The sequence below is a fragment of the Lewinella sp. IMCC34191 genome, assembly GCF_003390935.1.
In the GTDB taxonomy this organism is placed as follows: domain Bacteria; phylum Bacteroidota; class Bacteroidia; order Chitinophagales; family Saprospiraceae; genus Neolewinella.
Genome location: NZ_QNQZ01000015.1, coordinates 1 through 16,361 on the forward strand (window position 1 = coordinate 1; position 16,361 = coordinate 16,361).

Annotated in this window: 12 protein-coding genes and 1 pseudogene; 10 read left to right on the top strand and 3 right to left on the bottom strand. The window is 56.1% G+C overall.

Going from position 1 to position 16,361, the window contains the following annotated elements; all coding sequences use genetic code 11:
• Positions 1-633 precede the first annotated feature (633 nt).
• The 4 genes and pseudogenes from DRW39_RS22400 (at position 634) to DRW39_RS20530 (ending at position 5,417) form a co-directional block, all read left to right on the top strand.
• A complete protein-coding gene (locus DRW39_RS22400) occupies positions 634-1,578 on the top strand; it encodes a hypothetical protein (RefSeq protein WP_157976273.1) in 945 nt (314 codons plus the stop codon).
• A 261-nt stretch (positions 1,579-1,839) separates the two neighbouring features.
• Positions 1,840-2,983: pseudogene (locus DRW39_RS20520) on the top strand (IS3 family transposase).
• Positions 2,984-3,210: 227 nt separating this feature from the next.
• Entirely contained in the window at positions 3,211-3,945 is a 735-nt protein-coding gene (locus DRW39_RS20525) for a hypothetical protein (RefSeq protein ID WP_116108968.1), read from the top strand.
• A gap of 290 nt (positions 3,946-4,235) precedes the next feature.
• A complete protein-coding gene (locus tag DRW39_RS20530; RefSeq protein ID WP_116108969.1) occupies positions 4,236-5,417 on the top strand; it encodes a hypothetical protein in 1,182 nt (393 codons plus the stop codon).
• A gap of 184 nt (positions 5,418-5,601) precedes the next feature.
• Here the strand turns inward: DRW39_RS20530 and DRW39_RS20535 are convergent, their stop codons facing one another.
• Positions 5,602-5,859 (bottom strand): hypothetical protein, encoded by a 258-nt coding sequence (locus DRW39_RS20535; RefSeq protein ID WP_116108970.1) that lies wholly within the window; start codon positions 5,857-5,859, stop codon positions 5,602-5,604.
• Positions 5,860-5,929: 70 nt separating this feature from the next.
• Between DRW39_RS20535 and DRW39_RS20540 the strand changes: the two genes are divergently transcribed.
• Positions 5,930-6,877 carry an alpha/beta hydrolase gene (locus tag DRW39_RS20540; RefSeq protein WP_116108971.1) on the top strand — a complete coding sequence of 316 codons (948 nt, stop codon included), beginning with the start codon at positions 5,930-5,932 and terminating at the stop codon, positions 6,875-6,877.
• A 112-nt stretch (positions 6,878-6,989) separates the two neighbouring features.
• Here the strand turns inward: DRW39_RS20540 and DRW39_RS20545 are convergent, their stop codons facing one another.
• On the bottom strand, positions 6,990-9,194 hold the full coding sequence (locus tag DRW39_RS20545; protein WP_157976274.1) for a hypothetical protein: 2,205 nt from the start codon (positions 9,192-9,194) through the stop codon (positions 6,990-6,992).
• A gap of 208 nt (positions 9,195-9,402) precedes the next feature.
• On the opposite strand from DRW39_RS20545, the gene DRW39_RS22800 reads away from it, so the two are divergent.
• The 5 genes from DRW39_RS22800 to DRW39_RS20565 all read left to right on the top strand — a co-directional run bounded on the left by DRW39_RS22800 (position 9,403) and on the right by DRW39_RS20565 (position 13,933).
• Entirely contained in the window at positions 9,403-9,537 is a 135-nt protein-coding gene (locus DRW39_RS22800; RefSeq protein ID WP_255419269.1) for a hypothetical protein, read from the top strand.
• A 145-nt stretch (positions 9,538-9,682) separates the two neighbouring features.
• Positions 9,683-10,312: a tellurite resistance TerB family protein gene (locus DRW39_RS20550; RefSeq protein ID WP_116108973.1), complete on the top strand. Its 630-nt coding sequence runs from the start codon at positions 9,683-9,685 to the stop codon at positions 10,310-10,312.
• A 16-nt stretch (positions 10,313-10,328) separates the two neighbouring features.
• The gene (locus tag DRW39_RS20555) at positions 10,329-10,781 is read left to right on the top strand and encodes a hypothetical protein (RefSeq protein WP_157976275.1); all 453 of its coding nucleotides are present in this window, start codon (positions 10,329-10,331) and stop codon (positions 10,779-10,781) included.
• A 50-nt stretch (positions 10,782-10,831) separates the two neighbouring features.
• On the top strand, positions 10,832-12,235 hold the full coding sequence (locus DRW39_RS20560) for a sulfatase (protein ID WP_116108975.1): 1,404 nt from the start codon (positions 10,832-10,834) through the stop codon (positions 12,233-12,235).
• Positions 12,236-12,340: 105 nt separating this feature from the next.
• On the top strand, positions 12,341-13,933 hold the full coding sequence (locus DRW39_RS20565; RefSeq protein WP_116108976.1) for a sulfatase: 1,593 nt from the start codon (positions 12,341-12,343) through the stop codon (positions 13,931-13,933).
• Here the strand turns inward: DRW39_RS20565 and DRW39_RS20570 are convergent.
• Positions 13,930-16,254, bottom strand: coding sequence for a transglycosylase domain-containing protein (locus DRW39_RS20570; protein ID WP_116108977.1), 2,325 nt, complete (start codon positions 16,252-16,254; stop codon positions 13,930-13,932). The two genes, DRW39_RS20565 and DRW39_RS20570, sit on opposite strands and share 4 nt — an antisense overlap.
• Positions 16,255-16,361: the final 107 nt, after the last annotated feature.

The window sequence follows — 16,361 nt, forward strand, 5'->3', positions numbered from 1 at the left end:
GCCGTGAACATTGCGCCATCGTCAAGCCGGCGATGGTGCTTTTGGGTGTCGATCAAGGCTCAAATGGCTAATTTGAAGCTTACCAGGATCCGCATGCTTGTTGATGCAGCCGGCCTGCGCCGGCGCACCCGTCAGAGTGTGCAAAAAGTATGGTTTCCGATTTTCTTGCCGTAGCTTAAGGGTACCCCACCGATACCCGAAAAAGATGCCCAAGAAGAAAGGGATAGATACCACCCAGTTCGGGCTTTTTGCCACACCGTCAGGCTGTGCAAAAGCTCCAAGGGCGGCTGTGCGCGCCGAAGGACTTCCGCCCACCTGGAATAGGATAAAATGATTATATTGTTTAAAAATTTTAGAAAGATAAATTTCCAAACATTTGTCGGTGTCTGTTACTCGGGTTGGACTTTTTGCCTAGCCTCCCGATGGGCCACAGACCACCATTTAGGGCGACCGGGAATATTGTCAATTCACCGAAATTAGGGTACATTATAAACACGACTCGCCACTTTTGCAACTTGTATTGCTTGCGTTCAAAAGCTCACAATTATGTTAGGCATCTGGGGATACATACGATGGAGGTTGCTTATAATATCTTCGATTCTTGCTTTGGGCGGATGTCTCACCGATAATAATTTGAATACTGTCGAAATATCTTTATATAGGCCGTTTAAGCAAATCACTGATATAGCAGCAACGAGTAGTGATATATATATTATAGTTGATAGGTGTTTGCTATATCAAATTGATGACAGTACTTACCAGGTTTCATTCATTGACAGCATACCAGCGGCGGAATTCATTTCGGCAAATGACGTCTATGTTAAATCACGGAACAAATTATTTACATTAAAGGAGGAAGGTGATTCTACAAGATTTTCAGCAGTGACAGGGTCGGTTGATTCAGACTCATTGATCCTTACCGCTAAAGTTGGCAATTCATTTAAAAACTACAACATTGTCAATTGCTGTGACGGTGAATGGGGCGGAACAATAAGTTTTATAGATAGAAGTGACACGACCAGCATAAATTCAATTGAGAGCACATGTATGCTAAAAATACTCTCTGGTCCAGAATATCACTATATCCTAAATTACCTAGGGCATATGATGGGGTCAAGTTCTATTTACAAAATCACTTCAGTTGAGAACCTTCCCGATAAGGAACTCTGCTATAAGTTTGCATACGACCCTGTATCAAAGAGTTACGTCGATAGCAGCATGCAGGCTATCACTCAAGGTGGAATGAACCAATTAATCCTTGAGGCAAATGGCGTTGAAATAGTGGACGGTCAAATCATAAAGGACAACGTGTTTGTTTTGCTGAAATATAAGTGGCCAGACAAAATGAACTTGACTATGATAATTGAAAATGATCTTACAACGGTGAAATCGTTTGAATATCAGCATAAGGAAAATCCATTATCGATTGGTGGCACGATTACAGCAGAAGGCAAAGTTTATATTCGCCAATCTTTGTGGGGCTACGATCGGCTGAAAGATGGCAAACGCTATGAAAATGAGATCGTTGTGTTTGACCTTGTGACTAACGAATTAAAGCAAATAACAATTGCAAGATGAATTGCTCAACATAGCGCCAACAACTTTAGGTTAGTGTGTCACGCCGGTTCCCTCACCCCCAGACGCACCCCGTTTTCCGGCCGTACCCAGCCGCCTTATTTCAGTTGATTCGGCGGGAACTAACCCCTCGCTCGCCCTCCTTATCCCATGGCCGCTGTGCCGGTAGCTTCCGGGTGGGGAGGTGTATAGTTACCCCCAAAAACTGGACAGCAGCTTAAGGTGATGAAACAACCTTAATTTCATCACGTAAACTGTTGTTTTATGGCACGCAAACGCCGCAAATTTTCTGCTGAGTTTAAACATCGGGTAGCCCTGGAGGCCGTCAGCGAACGCAAAACGCTCACCGAACTGGCCCAAGATTACGACCTGCACCCCAACCAAATTGTCCAGTGGAAGAAGGTGCTCCAGCAGGACGGATAAAGCCTTTTCCAGCGGAAAAACAAGACCACCGACGATGACCACAGCGAACTCATTGAACGGCTCTACCAGCAGATCGGTCAGCTTCAGTTTGAACTGAACTGGCTCAAAAAAAAATCAGGACATGGGGCTTGATCAGAAACGGCTGGCGGTCGAACCGGATCATCCCCGCTTAACCATTGAGCGACAATGCGAACTGCTGGGGATCAGCCGCTCCAGCTATTACTACCGCGCTCAACCGGAGACGGTGGACAACCTGCGCTATATGCGATTGATCGATGAGCAATACATCCAAACACCCTTCTATGGAGTGCCGCGGATGACCGCCAGCCTACGGCGGCAGGGTCACCAGGTCAATCATAAGCGCGTAGCCCGCCTGATGCGGCAGATCGGTATCCAGGGCCTCCAGGCACGCAAGCACGGTCGCAGTATGGCCGATGGAAGTGAGCATCGCATCTATCCCTATCTGCTGCGCGATCTATCGGTAGAGCGTCCCAATCAGGTCTGGTCGACGGATATCACCTACGTGCCCATGGAGCAGGGTTTTCTATATCTTACGGCCGTGCTTGATTGGTATAGCCGGCGGGTCCTGAGCTGGGAGTTGTCGAATAGCATGGACCGCAGTTTTTGTATCAGCTGCCTGGAAAGTGCCCTGGCCAACTTCGGCAAGCCCGAGATTTTTAACACGGACCAGGGACCTCAGTACACGAGCCGTGACTTTACCGGCCGCCTGGAAAAAGAAGGGATCGCAGTGTCAATGGATGGCCGGGGTCGCGCCCTGGATAATGTCTTTATCGAGCGGTTGTGGAAGAGCGTGAAGTACGAATACATTTACCTGCATGGGCATCAGGACGGCCTATAGATGTACCAAGGCCTGCGGGAATACTTTGATTTCTATAACTTCGATCGACCGCACCAAAGTCTGGGTTACCGAACCCCGGAAGAAACATATAGTAATTTTTCCGATACTTTCCCGCCCCCGGGCTAGCCCGGGGGCGGGAAAGTATCGGATCCATCACCTTAAGTTCTCTTAAAATCTGTCCAAAGAAGGGGGTAACCTCAGTGCGATCAAAAAGGACGAGAGCTGCTTACCGAGAGTTTAAAATTTCATACCAAAACCGACCGGTAGATCGCCTTATCGTTCGACCATCAATAGCGCTGGGCAGAGTAAACAACTCGTTTCCTGTCGGCAATATCTTCTTAAAACCCACGACCATGACCAAATCAGGAATCACGCTTTGTCTTTCGATATTGATCATGGCAAGTTGTCGAGCCCCCGAAGTATTTACTAAGCTGCCAGAGAACTATTCCGGAGAAGAGATGATTAGCTACCAACTGGCTAAAATGACAAACAACCGGGATTACCTACATGATTTCCTCGTGGCCTCGTCATCCGAAGCGAAAGTGCCCTACCTAGAGTATTTTGAATTGCTCCAATCTTCTCAGTCTAGGGACGTCGAGGAACTTAGCGCCTCCTTTCCCGATGCCAAGTGTCAGTTGGAGGAGCTAAACCAAAATGCTTCACCGGGCGATGGTGCATCCCAAATCATTCAGATAGTCGCGTTAAATTACATCCGCAAGTATTTGATACCCCAAGTTTCTCAGGGAAATAGGGAACACTTGAAGGATGTTTTTGCATTAATCATGCCATTTCGCCCCATCGACTTAGATGTGCTAACGGATGCGTACATTGAAATTGCCCCGCTACTGAATAAAGATGAGCAGATTACATATTATGCCTACCTGGTAGATGTATATCGAGAGCAATCCATCACCGCAAAAGCGAGATTCATCAAAGCCAAACACGACTACGAAAACGTCTCAACGGACAGGGAAAGATTCGGAGCTTTCATTGTAGGAAAGCGATATGAGTGCGTCCTCCGGAGTTTGCGGTATTCAGACAAAAAGCTGAAGTTAAGGGAAGCACTTGCAAATCACGGGCAACGTTAATTCCTGATAGAAAAAGCAGCAGTGAAATGCGTTTTGTCCCGTTCCCGCAGATTAGAAGACACGATCTTTTATTCTACGCTCAGACTGACGCTGTATGCCTACATTCCGACCGGTGGCCAGACAGCAAGCTATCCCTGCGCTAACTCGTAGCGCCTACTTTTACGTGTATCTTAATCAGCAGTTGAAAAACGCAGCACTCAAGGTACCCACTTCGTCAAAAAGAATTCGTGTATTTTGAATAGCCGCATCATCCAACCTTTTTGTAGCCGACCAACGGATGAACGCAACTGATGACCGTAATCGTCCATTCCGTCCTGTCGGTCTTGTTCATCGCTTACATCGTGGCAAGTCTGAGCTGCAACAACTCGAACCAGATGCCGCGATTACCCGTGCGAAACGACTATATTGTTATTGGCACCTCCCGCTCATCACCGGATAGCTATTATACCGTAGGAGAAATCGTCAGCATTCAGCAGGACAGCATCCTTTCTTACTCCATTCTCGATCCTCTTTCCATTAGGAGGTTTGCACAGCAAGATTCAACGATTCGCATAAATGGAAATCTATATTTATTCAAGTCAGTAAAAGCAGTACCTCCTCATCGCACGGACACGGCGGATCAAATCATCATATACATCGATGCGATTAAGCCAATCGATTCTCATCTGGGTTCCATTCTAAGTAGCGATCGTACGCTCAGTTTGATTGGCGGGAAAGACAGCCTGAACCTCACCTTCTATGATTACCAGGAGGAAACAGGCGTAGCAGGCACGGGGAATTGCCTGCAGATTAGCCAGTTCGCAAGAAACAAGCAGGGCAGTCAAAGCAACGACCTGCGGGCAGTCCATTATGGAATTTATGATAAATCCGGACTGGTCATAGCCGTACCGGACGAGACCTTATCCGCCTACCAATACTTCGTCGTGGAATCGGAAGCCGAAGAGAAGTTGACGGCCAGATTACTACATACGCATAGCCGTATCGGCTATGAGCAGGAGGAATATCTTTTAACGCAAACCCTTTCTAAACCAGATGCGCAGATCGATTCAGCCTACGCCGACTTAAGTCATCCCATCCTGGAACGAAAGGTCCGCTTGGGCTTCACTACCCATTACAATGATTTCAGGGCGAGGGGAGGGGTATACGATAGCGAATTAGAATCGCTCAAGGTCGACTATGCTGACAACCTAATGCAGCTATCCATAAATGACAGCTACTTAATCAATGACACCTATCGAATAGACACCGAGAGGATGCACGTGTTGTTTGACAAGCAGTGTGCATTCAATTCATCGATTGAAGTGATCTCCGGGCACCCGCACATTAGGGTTCCCCTCCTGGTAGGAAGCAGTTTGGTGAATGATAAAATCGAGGTGACCTCCTCTTCCGCAACTGATGCCGAGATCGACAACATCAAAGCGGAAGGGATAAATCTCAAAATCCGATACGTTTTAATTCCCCTGCCAAATTAGATTTTTGAATGATCGATTTGATGGCAGCTCCAATCGACCTGCGACCAAATGAAAGCAGAAACGGTTGCTATCTATGGATGGGCAGCGTAGATTTCTCCCTACAAACTTTTGTAGGGAACAGGAACTTAGCGGGTGAACCGAGCGAAAGCTCTTATGGCTTCGGTATGGCAGCAGGCTACAATTTTTAAGCCTGGCGAGGCAGCGCTTTACGGTCTTCGTACAGGCGTGCCTCGAGCAGCAGGCTGTCGGTGGAAGGGACCCGTTCGAAGCGCAGGGGTAGCGAGTCGATTTGTACGAATCGGACACTGCTGTTGGGAAAGATGCGCAGGGTAGGCTCGCCCGGATTTTGCGGTAGACGGTTGGTCGTCCAGCGGGCGTTGGTATGCGTCGCGCGGAATGGTAGCTCGCCCTCCAGCATGGCATAGCTATCTCCGTGACACATCTAAAAAGTCATTTCGACAATTCAAAGGAAACGGCGTACATTCACGATACAAACCAACGAACGAGTCGACATGAAAATCAAACAATATTCGGTGCGGAGCCTGCTCCTCGCCGGTCTCTTCTTCTGCGGCGCCGGCCTTGCAACGGCCCAGGACGGCACCATCTATCCCCTGGACGCGCCCGATGAGTCCAACGCCATCCCCCTCAATACCGGTGGGGTAGAGGACCAGCCGGCCTCCGAATCTTGGTTCCGGCAGTGGGGTGACCCGATGGCCCGCAACATCACCGAAGCTACGCTCACGCCCTTCCTGCCCGACCCCGATAAGGCCAACGGCGCCGCCGTCATCGTCGCCCCGGGCGGTGGCTTTATGTGGCTCTCCATGGGCAACGAAGGCTGGGAAGTAGCCCAGGCGCTCGCCGATCAGGGCATCGCCGCTTTCGTACTGAAGTATCGCCTGTTCCCGACCGCCGAGACCCTGGATGGTTTCAAGGACTTTATGGAACGTCCCCGCACCCCGCCGCCCGCTGAGGAAGGAGAAGATGCCGCCCCCGCGCCCCGCCGCCCGCAGCGTGACCTGTCCAACCAGCTGGAAGACGCCGAAGCCGCCTACGCCATGATCGTGAACCGCGCCGACGAATGGGGCATCGATACCGATCGCATCGGCATGATCGGCTTCTCCGCCGGTGCCGGCCTCACCATGCACTCCACCCTCAACTCCGAGAAGATGGACCTCGCCTTCATCGGGCCTATTTACGGTGGCATGGGTGAAGTGGAAGTGCCCGCCGACGCTCCCCCCATGTTCGCGGCCATCGCCTCGGACGACTTCCTTTTCGGAGGCCAGTTCGGCGTGATCAAGTCCTGGTACGATGCCAAGATCCCCGTCGAGTTCCACCTCTACCAGAACGGCGGACACGGCTTCGGTCTCGGTAACCCCGACCGCACCAGCAATAAATGGTTCGATGCCTTCGTCCACTGGCTCGAAGTGAACGACTTTATGGAAACCGCCACCGGCAAATAATCCGGTCGGAGCGTTACCGTTTTATCGTAAAAAAGCATGCCCTTACCCTTCGCGACGGGTAAGGGCATTTTCATTAGATGGGCGGGCAGGTGCGATCAATCGGGCGACACCATCAGAGCATCTTACGCAATCCTTCCCACCGCACGTTCCAGTCCGCCGGGAAGCCGCTGCCCGCCGGGGTATCCTGGCTGCCGGCGGCCATCAGGGCCAGGGCGGATAGGAAGCCGCCGTTACCGGGCAGGTATAGGCGCAGGTTGCTGCGCTGGTAGTTGTGGCCGTTCTGTAGAAAGATATTTTTGGGTACGTCCATGAGCAAGGCATCGACGGCGCGTTCCGGCTGCCCCAGGCGGGCAGCGGTCATCGCGGTCATCGGAAAATCCCAGCCCCAGGTTTCCTCCCAGTGCCAGATCTGCCAGACGGTATCCAGGGTCCGCGCCATGATCGCCGGATCCAGTCCCTCGGTGGCGGGCAGAATGCCGTAAGCGCCGAGGACGCTTGGGTGATCGGTCATGTAAGGTTCGTTGGTGTAGCTGTCGGGCGCACTGGTGGCGGCCAGGTAGAGCTCATCCTGCACGGGTAGGGGAGAGATGCCTTGTAGTACCCGGTCCCAGTCTGGGCGCCGCTTCTGGCCGAGCCGTTCCCGCCACTGCTGGGCGGTCTCCAGGCCCCACTTCCAGTAGGCCAGTTCGAAGGTCGTATTGTAGGTGGTATCGGCCCCGAAGCGTTCCTGGGCGGCAATGAGGCCCGGACCGAGGATGTATTCCCCCCGGGTCGAGTCATAGTGGGCGAAGTCGGCCATGAAAGCGGCGCTCTCTTCCACTAGCGGCGTGTATTCCTTCAGGAAGGCCGTATCCGGATCTAGCTGGTACAGTTGCTCGGCAAAGTAGATCGGGTGGGGCTGCTGCCATAGTAAGTATGAACCGATGGAGGAGACGGTTTCTCCGCCCCAGATATCCGTCATCTTCTGCCAGCGAACGCCCTCGAAACCCTGCCGCTCGGCAATGACCCGCGCCCCGGGCAGGGCGGTGAAGTACCAATCCAGGTAGCGGCGCAATACGTCCGGTTCTCCCCATTGCCCAAAGTGGACCCCATGCCACCACGCCATCTCCAGGTGGGGTTTGCCGTACCAGGAGTTGTAGGTCAGCCCGGTTTCCTGCGGCGGGGCGCTGCCCGACGTATTTACGTGCGTCAGGTAGCGCGAAAGGACCATCCGGCGCTCCAGCTCGGCAGCGCGGGGGTCGTTCACCGCCCCGAAATCGATGATGCCGCCGTCATTCCAATAGTTGGCGTAGTCCTCCGCAATGTCCTCCAAGCTTTCCGCCACGGAGGTGGGGCGACCGTGCTGGGCCACCGGGGCAAAGGCCACGGAAAACGACCAGTTATCGCCTTCCGCTTCCGGTATCCAGCGGTAACCGGCCGTCGCCGTCTCCACCTCATCGACGGGCAGGGAACTCTGCACTTCGGTGTAATAGGTAGTCGAATCGATCGCTCTGCGGATACGCCACCACCGTTCGGTCAGCTCCTGGAACGTCAGGCGATCCCCCTCGTCGGCCGCAAACTCGGCCGCGGCGTCCAGCCACAGACCGGTAGGGTAGGGGAAGTCGACCTTCAGCGCCAGCCGTCCGGCTTCGATCAGCGGACTCCGCACTTCCGCTACCAGTACGTCCGCATCCTGCCGGGCCGCCGTGATGACCTGCACCGGTACGCCTTCAACCGTAAACCGGCTTATTATCCGGCCGCGCCACAGGTCGAGTTCCTGCTCGACGCCCTGGATATCTTCCGGGCCGGCCAGGCTTCCATCCGCTAACCGGATCTCCCAGCCGATCGACCCCAGTGGCAGCCGGTGGGGATTGCTGCGGATGTATTCCCCGGCCACGCCGGCTTCGGTACTGTCCGACCACTGCACCGCGTAGGGTACCCGCCGCCCGTGGCTTTCGGTGTAGCGCAAGGTTTGCTCGATGCGGTAGTCCGCGTCCGAGGGGAAGCTGTGCCAGCCCCACTCCGAAAAGGTGCCGAGGGGAATGCCGTTCTCGTAGGTTACGGGAAAGGTCTGCAGCCCGGTCACGTCCACCGTCGCGGCAAAGCGGCCGTTCCCGACGGTCAGCGGATTGAGGGTATCCAGAACGGAGGACCGGACGTTATGGCGCTCCACGATCGGCTGGCGATCGATACCCCTCGTTTCCCCCTGTGCCGCGCCGGGAGCGGAAAACACAAGCAGCGAGAGAAAGAGAAGGATAGCTGAGGTCGTGGGTGCTTTCGATCTGGCTGGATAGGGTGAAAAAGGTTTTGTGTTGTGGAGGTTTCTGATTTTTTGCATGATGGGTATACTAAACAAAGATAGGATGGGAAGGTACCCAGAATCTCGTAACCGGTAAGCGACCTGTTTCCGAATTATCTTCTACCTGCGCTCCGCCGCCCCTATTTTTTTGGCTGGATTTACCTTAACACATACGAGGGTCTTCTGCCTGCCGTTCCATAATCAATCAACGCAATGTTGCGTCGCCCTCACCCATAAATCTCGTGACATGATTGTATTGTGTACCCTGCTTCTCGTCTTCATCGTCCTCTTCCTGCTGCCCTTCCTGACCTTCATGATCATCTACAAGAGCATCGATTTCGGTCGCTTCAACAAGTCCGTAGCGGGCCGCTCGACCGTCTAATTCGCGCCAGCCATTTTTTGGCGGCGGAGCGCAGGTAAAATGCGTTTCGGTCAGCCAGGGCGTTAGCCAATACCCTGCACCTTTTTTAAACTGGCGTGTTTACTTGCTAAACCCGCGCGGCGCTCCCGCGCCGACTCTATCTCGTATGCGTTTATTTGGCACCCGACGTGTCACCTCCGACTACCGTTCCGGAAATTTCACCTGCCCCCAATGTGCCGCCGAGCGAACTTACCGGCACCGGAAGGTGGCTAAGTACCTGGTCGCCTTTAACTTCCCACTTATCCCCCTGGCCCGTCTCGGTGAGTACATCGAGTGCGCGCACTGCCAGAGCACGTTCCTGCCCGACGTACTCGTGCGTGCCGGTGACGCCGACGGCCCGCATACGCTTTCCGAATACGAAAAAGCGGTGCGGCACACCATGGTCCTGATGATGCTGGCCGACGGCGAGGTCGACGACAACGAACTCGACACCGTACTGGATATCGTAAACCGCTACGGCGATCATCCCATGAGCAGGATCGACCTGGAGGTTTACGCCGAACAGGTCCGGCGCCTGCCCCAGCCGGTGGGCACCTATCTGCGTCAGGTATCCCCTTCGCTCAACCAACACGGTAAGGAGCGCCTGATCCGCTGCGCCATGGCCGTCGCCTCCGCCGACGGGAAGATCGACCGGTCGGAAGTGGAGGTGATCCGGGAAATGGGCCGCAATCTGGATCTCTCACTGCACGAGCTGCAGTCCATCATCAACGCCGAACCGGAAGGGGTAGGGGCCTGAGTTCAATTCCGCTCGTATGCCGAAGTCTCTTATCTCCTTACTTAGCCTGGTCTGCTGCGTAGTTTTTCTGACCTGTACGCCGGTGCGGCCTACCGCATCGCCAACACCGATCGCCTACCGGCAACCCACCCGCGACCGGATGGTCATCCTGACCTACAGCGCGGATTCCACTTACGGCTACACGCGCGATAATCCCGTACTCGTCGGGGGCGGCTCCGATAGCGGCCCCTCCCGCGAACGCCTCTTCATCCACGCCCTCACCGGGCCGCAGGGGCAGGAGGTCCTCTACCGTCGCCTCATAAGCTGCTGCCAATTCGATACCCCCAATGGCTTTGCCGGTACCGGCCTGCTCGATGTCTACGAACTGACGTACATGGGTCTGGACTCCGCCCGCATTCTGTACGTCAATATGTACGATGAGGGCGAGGTCTTCGTGCCGGTCGGCTTCAGCTGTCCTTCCGCTAAGTAGCGCTGTTTCGTGCGGGCCGGGCTATCCCCCGGATTCGCCTACATTGTACTATGCGTACGATACTGACGATAGCGATCCTCCTCTTCGCCTGGTGCAACCTTAGGGCCCAGGATGGGCTCAATGCCAAGCCCAACGTAATTATCATTTTCGCCGATGACCTTGGTTATGGGGACCTGGGCGTCTACGGTCATCCCACCATCCGTACACCCAACCTGGATCGGATGGCCATGGAGGGGCAAAAATGGACTAACTTTTACGTCGGCGCGAGCGTGTGCACCCCCAGCCGGGCCGCCCTGCTCACGGGACGTCTGCCGGTACGCAGCGGTATGGCCAGCCGAACCAACCGGGTGCTCTTTCCCGATTCCAGGAACGGACTACCGGAATCCGAGGTGACACTGGCCGAGCAGCTTCAATCCGCCGGCTACGCCACCGCCTGTATCGGTAAATGGCATCTGGGGCACAAGGAGCCGTACTTGCCCACCAACAACGGCTTCGACTATTACTACGGCATCCCTTATTCGAACGATATGGATATTCGCGCCGGTTTGCTGGACGGGGTGGGTTACTTCGATTTCTTCACCACGCCGGCGGGGCGGGAGACCGAGAGCTACAACGTCCCCCTGATGCGGAATACGGAGGTCATCGAGCGTCCGGCCGATCAAACGACCATTACCCGGCGCTATACGGACGAAGCCATTAATTTCATTAAGGATCACCGCGAGAAGCCCTTTTTCGTGTACCTGGCACACAACCTGCCCCACGTCCCCCTGTTTGCGTCCGACAGCTTCTTACATACCAGCAAGCGCGGATTATACGGCGACGTTGTAGCGGAAATCGACCACAACATTGGCCGCGTCATCGAGACGCTGAAGTCCGAAGGCCTGGCCGAAAATACCATCGTGGTATTCACCTCCGATAACGGCCCCTGGCTGCCCTTCGGCGTCGAGGGCGGGAGTGCCGGCCTGCTGCGGGATGGCAAAGGAACGACCTGGGAAGGCGGCATGCGGGAGCCCTGCATCGTCTGGTCACCCGGCAATATCGAACCGGCCGTTATAACCGATCTGGGAGCAACGATGGATTTATTTACCACCTTCAGCCAGCTGGCCGCCGTACCCGTTCCGGAAGACCGGGTGGTGGACGGGCTTGACCTCGGTCCGGTCTTCTTCCGGGGCGAAGCCAGCCCGCGCCAGGATATGTTTTACTACCGCGGCGACGAACTCTACGCCGTTCGAATGGGGGACTTCAAGGCGCACTTCATCACCGAGAGCGGATACTCCGGGGCCGGTCGGGAAACGCACGATCCACCCCTCCTCTACAACGTCAATGTCGACCCCTCCGAGGCCTTCGACATCGGCGCCGAACACCCCGAAGTACTGGACCTGATCGGGCAACTCGTCGCCGAGCACGAGGCCAAAATGGTGAAGGGGGAAGATCAGCTGAAGGATAGGGATTAGCGATCGGCTACGATCACCGGGTGGCCGCGACCGGGATCATCAAGCCGTATCCGGCTTCACGAATTCCGCTGCGTTCACTTTATCCAGAGCACGTATCTTCCGGCTATGCTTCGATCTGCCACACTTTACCTATTCATCCTTATTCTGACCGCCTGCGGTACCGCGTCCGACTCGGAAACGGATGCCGACCAGGCCGCCCGCCGGCCAAATATCATCTTCATTATGTCGGACGACCACGCCCAGCGCGCGATCTCGGCCTACAGCGATGAGTTGATCCAAACCCCGAACCTGGACCGGATTGCCAACGAAGGCATGCTGTTCCACAATAGCTTCGTGACCAATTCGATCTGCGCGCCCAGCCGCGCGGCTATCCTGACCGGGAAGTACAGCCACATCAACGGCAAGATCGACAACCTGTCGCCCTTCGATCCCAATCAGTGGACCTTTACCGAAGCCCTGCACGATGCTGGCTACCGGACCTCGCTGTTCGGTAAACACCACCTGCAGGAGATACCCCACGGGCTGGATGAATACCGCGCCCTGATCGGGCAGGGGGATTACTACAATCCGACCTTCATCCACAACGGGGACACCCTGGCTCCCACCAAGGGGTACACGACCACCCTGATCACCGACTACGCCCTGGAAGAACTGCAGCGGAACGCCGACAGCGATCAGCCCTTCATGATGCTGTACTGGCATAAAGCGCCCCACCGCAACTGGATGCCGGACACCAGCGACTTGGACGGATTGCTCGACAACGAATACCCCGAACCGGCCACCCTGCGTGATGACTACGCCGGCCGGCCCGCCGCGGCCAATGCCGATATGCGCATCGCCGATATGTTTGTCAGCCAGGATCTGAAAGTGATCGAGGAATACGAACCGAACGACCCCGGAACGGGCGGGGCAACCTTTTGGGAGGGAGGATCCGCCCAGATGGCCCGCTATTTCTACAACGAGATCGATCGCCTGCACCCCGACCAGCGCGCCGCCTGGCAACCCTTCCTGGACCGGGTAGGCCGCGAATGGCAGCAAGTCAAGGGAACGGAGGAGGAACTGAGCTGGCGCTACCAGCGCTACATGCAGGATTACCTGGCCAGCGTAAAGAGCGTGGACGATAATGTCGGCCGGGTACTTGACTACCTCGACGAAAGCGGGCTCGCTGACAACACCATCGTGATCTACACCAGCGACCAGGGCTTCTACCTCGGCGAGCACGGCTGGTACGATAAGCGATTCATGTACGAGGAGAGCCATCGCACGCCGCTGATGATCCGCTATCCGGCGCGCATCGACGCCGGTACCACCGTTGATGAGCTCGTACTGAACATCGACATAGCGCCTACGCTGCTTGAACTGGCCGATACCTTGATTCCGGAGGAACTGCAAGGCTACAGTCTCGTCCCCCTCTTCGACGGGGAGGCCCCGGACGATTGGCGCGACTTCATCTACTACCGCTACTACCAGCAGATGAACAGCTTTCACCGGGTCGCCCGCCACGAAGGCGTGCGCGGGGATCGCTACAAGCTCATCCACTTTACGGAGCCGGGCTTCGAAGGTTACGAGTTGTACGATCTTGACGAAGACCCCAATGAGATGGAAAACCGAATCGACGATCCGGACCTAACGGCGGAGAAGGAACGACTTCAAAGCGAACTGCGGGAAAAACGCCGGGAGCTGGAGGTCACGGACTAGTTGCCGCCCTCTCCTGGATCACCGCCTTCCGGCTCGGTAGCTACCTCCCGCACGGGCATCGTCTGGCTGGGTACCTCTTCAAATTGAATCTCCTGGACAACCTCGACCGGCGGAATGAACGCGGAACAGGACAAAGACTGGAGGATCTCCCGCGGTACCTCCGCAAACTCATCGCCCAGTTGGCCGGCTACGAGGGTTTCCGCCGCCACTTTCTCCAGGAAATAAGCCCAGATCGGCAGGGCGGAATGCGATCCGTTGCCCATCTGTCCGCTGCGGAAGCGGACTCCGGTATTCTCGCCGCCTACCCAGGCGCCGCCGGTTAGTTTGGGTGTGCTGCCCAGATACCAGCCGTCGGCCATATTCTGGGTGGTGCCGGTCTTACCGATGCTGGGGCGGGTAACGCCGTACTGCCACCGCAAACGACTGGCCGTTCCCCGCTCGACGACGTAGCGCAGCATGGTCTGCATCTCGAGCGCCCGATCGTGTTCCAGGATTTCCTTCGGCTGATTGTGGTGCTCATAGATTACTTTTCCGTCCCCGTCAACGATCCGGCTCACGTAGTAGGGCTCCATGAACCGTCCCTCATTGGCGAAGGTGCCGAAGGCGGCCGTCATCTCGTAGAGGCTGCCTTGGGCCGTCCCGAGCGCGATACTCGGTATAGGACGGATCTCACCGGTCAGGCCCACTTCGCGGGCCAGTTCGACCACCGGTTCCGGGCCCGTCTCCATGATCATGCGGACGGCGGCCACGTTCGATGATTGCTCCAGCGCACCGTGCATCGAATAGGTGCCCCCGTGGACCCAATCGGAGTTATGCGGTGTCCAGGGGCCGTCCTCATCCGCGTAGGTCCGCAGCGAGTTGCTCAGGCGATGACAGGGATCGTAGCCCTCGCGCAGCGCCGTAGCGTAAACGAAAGGCTTGAAGGTCGAGCCAGTTTGCCGGCGGCTCAGGACGTGATCGTAGTGGCTGAACGCAAAATCGCTTCCCCCCACCCAGGCGCGCACGGCTCCCGTCGTGTGATCGATAACCAGAAAACCGGAACGGAGAAACGCGAGCGAATGCTTTACGCTGTCGAGCGGACTGAATTCCCCCACCAGAGGCTCGGCGTTCGGCACGGCCAGTTCCATCGGTCGGGTTTCCTCGAATTCGGCGGCGAGGGCAGTACTGTCTTTCCCCGCGGCTAGGCCTGAGCGCCACCGCGTACTGTTGCGTACGGCCCCGCGCAGAGAGGCATCCGTTTCCCAGGCCGTCCGGCGGCCGAGGTGACGAACGAATTCCCTTTGTAGCCGGTCCATCTGTTCCACGACGGCGGTCTCGGCGTGCCGCTGCAGGCGCGTATCGAGGGTGGTATGGATGCGTAGATTATCACTGTACAGGTTGTACGGCTCGCCGTCGGCACGCGTCATACCGGCAAGAATCTTCTCCGTTTGCCGGCGTACGGCCTGGGCGAAGTGGGGGGCGGGGCGTTCGCTCTGCGTTTTGCGGAAGTAATTCAGGCACAATGAGTCGGTCATTGCCTCCTCCATTTCCTCCTCGTTCAGGTAGCCGGCGTTGGCCATCAGCCGGATGACCAGGTCCGTCCGCTCGGCATTGCGTTCCGGGGCGCGCAGCGGGTCGTAGCTGCTCGTCCCTTTGAGGGAGGCAACCAGGCTCGCCGACTGCCGCACGGTCAGGTCGGCAGGTTCCTTTTGGAAGTATCGCTCCGTAGCCGCGGCGATGCCGAAGGTATTTCCGGGGAAGCTCACCGTATTCACGTAGCGCTTGATGACCTCTTCCTTCGGCATGACGCTTTCCAGCCGGTTGGCCAGGATGCCCTCCCGCAATTTGTGCAGCAGCAGATCGACGGAGGTGCCGTAGCCTAGATCGGGCCTGCCGTATGCATTCTTGATCAGTTGCTGGCTAAGGGTAGAGCCGCCCCCCTGGTCGTCTTCCCCAAGGAGCATGGTTTTATAGGCTACGCGTCCGTAGGCTTCCCAGTCGATGCCTCCGTGGGTGTAGAAACGACTGTCTTCCGTAGCCACCAGGGCCTGCACGAGATGCTCGGGCAGATCTTCGAATTCCGTCACGGTCCGGTCCTGGGCGAAAAACCGCCCCAGGCTCTCGCCGTTAATGTCGTACACCTCACTACCAATGTCGTTGCGGTAGTCCAGCAGCGCTTGGCGCGAGGGCATGTGGCCGAACGCGCCCATGCTGACCAGCGAAAGCAGGACGATAACGGATAGGACGACAAGGGCAACCAATCCGAGCAGACCGGTGACGGAATAGAAGGTCTTTGGACGCTCCTTTCGCCAGTGGCGGAGTCGGATAAAAAACTGCTGCATGTCAGGGTGGGGGATTTCCGGGGATGGACTAATGGGAAAACAACTACTGAAGCACTATGTTTGTCGCCGGTTACCGGGCGGCACTTGCGGTCAGCCGGTGACGAACG

What these genes read in the sequence shown, in the direction of transcription:
- DRW39_RS20525 (WP_116108968.1), top strand. Translation starts at nt 3,211, where the DNA reads ATGACCAAATCAGGAATCACGCTTTGTCTTTCGATATTGATCATGGCA.
- DRW39_RS20530 (WP_116108969.1), top strand. Translation starts at nt 4,236, where the DNA reads ATGACCGTAATCGTCCATTCCGTCCTGTCGGTCTTGTTCATCGCTTAC.
- DRW39_RS20535 (WP_116108970.1), bottom strand. Translation starts at nt 5,859, where the DNA reads ATGTGTCACGGAGATAGCTATGCCATGCTGGAGGGCGAGCTACCATTC.
- DRW39_RS20540 (WP_116108971.1), top strand. Translation starts at nt 5,930, where the DNA reads ATGAAAATCAAACAATATTCGGTGCGGAGCCTGCTCCTCGCCGGTCTC.
- DRW39_RS20545 (WP_157976274.1), bottom strand. Translation starts at nt 9,194, where the DNA reads ATGCAAAAAATCAGAAACCTCCACAACACAAAACCTTTTTCACCCTAT.
- DRW39_RS22800 (WP_255419269.1), top strand. Translation starts at nt 9,403, where the DNA reads ATGATTGTATTGTGTACCCTGCTTCTCGTCTTCATCGTCCTCTTCCTG.
- DRW39_RS20550 (WP_116108973.1), top strand. Translation starts at nt 9,683, where the DNA reads ATGCGTTTATTTGGCACCCGACGTGTCACCTCCGACTACCGTTCCGGA.
- DRW39_RS20555 (WP_157976275.1), top strand. Translation starts at nt 10,329, where the DNA reads ATGCCGAAGTCTCTTATCTCCTTACTTAGCCTGGTCTGCTGCGTAGTT.
- DRW39_RS20560 (WP_116108975.1), top strand. Translation starts at nt 10,832, where the DNA reads ATGCGTACGATACTGACGATAGCGATCCTCCTCTTCGCCTGGTGCAAC.
- DRW39_RS20565 (WP_116108976.1), top strand. Translation starts at nt 12,341, where the DNA reads ATGCTTCGATCTGCCACACTTTACCTATTCATCCTTATTCTGACCGCC.
- DRW39_RS20570 (WP_116108977.1), bottom strand. Translation starts at nt 16,254, where the DNA reads ATGCAGCAGTTTTTTATCCGACTCCGCCACTGGCGAAAGGAGCGTCCA.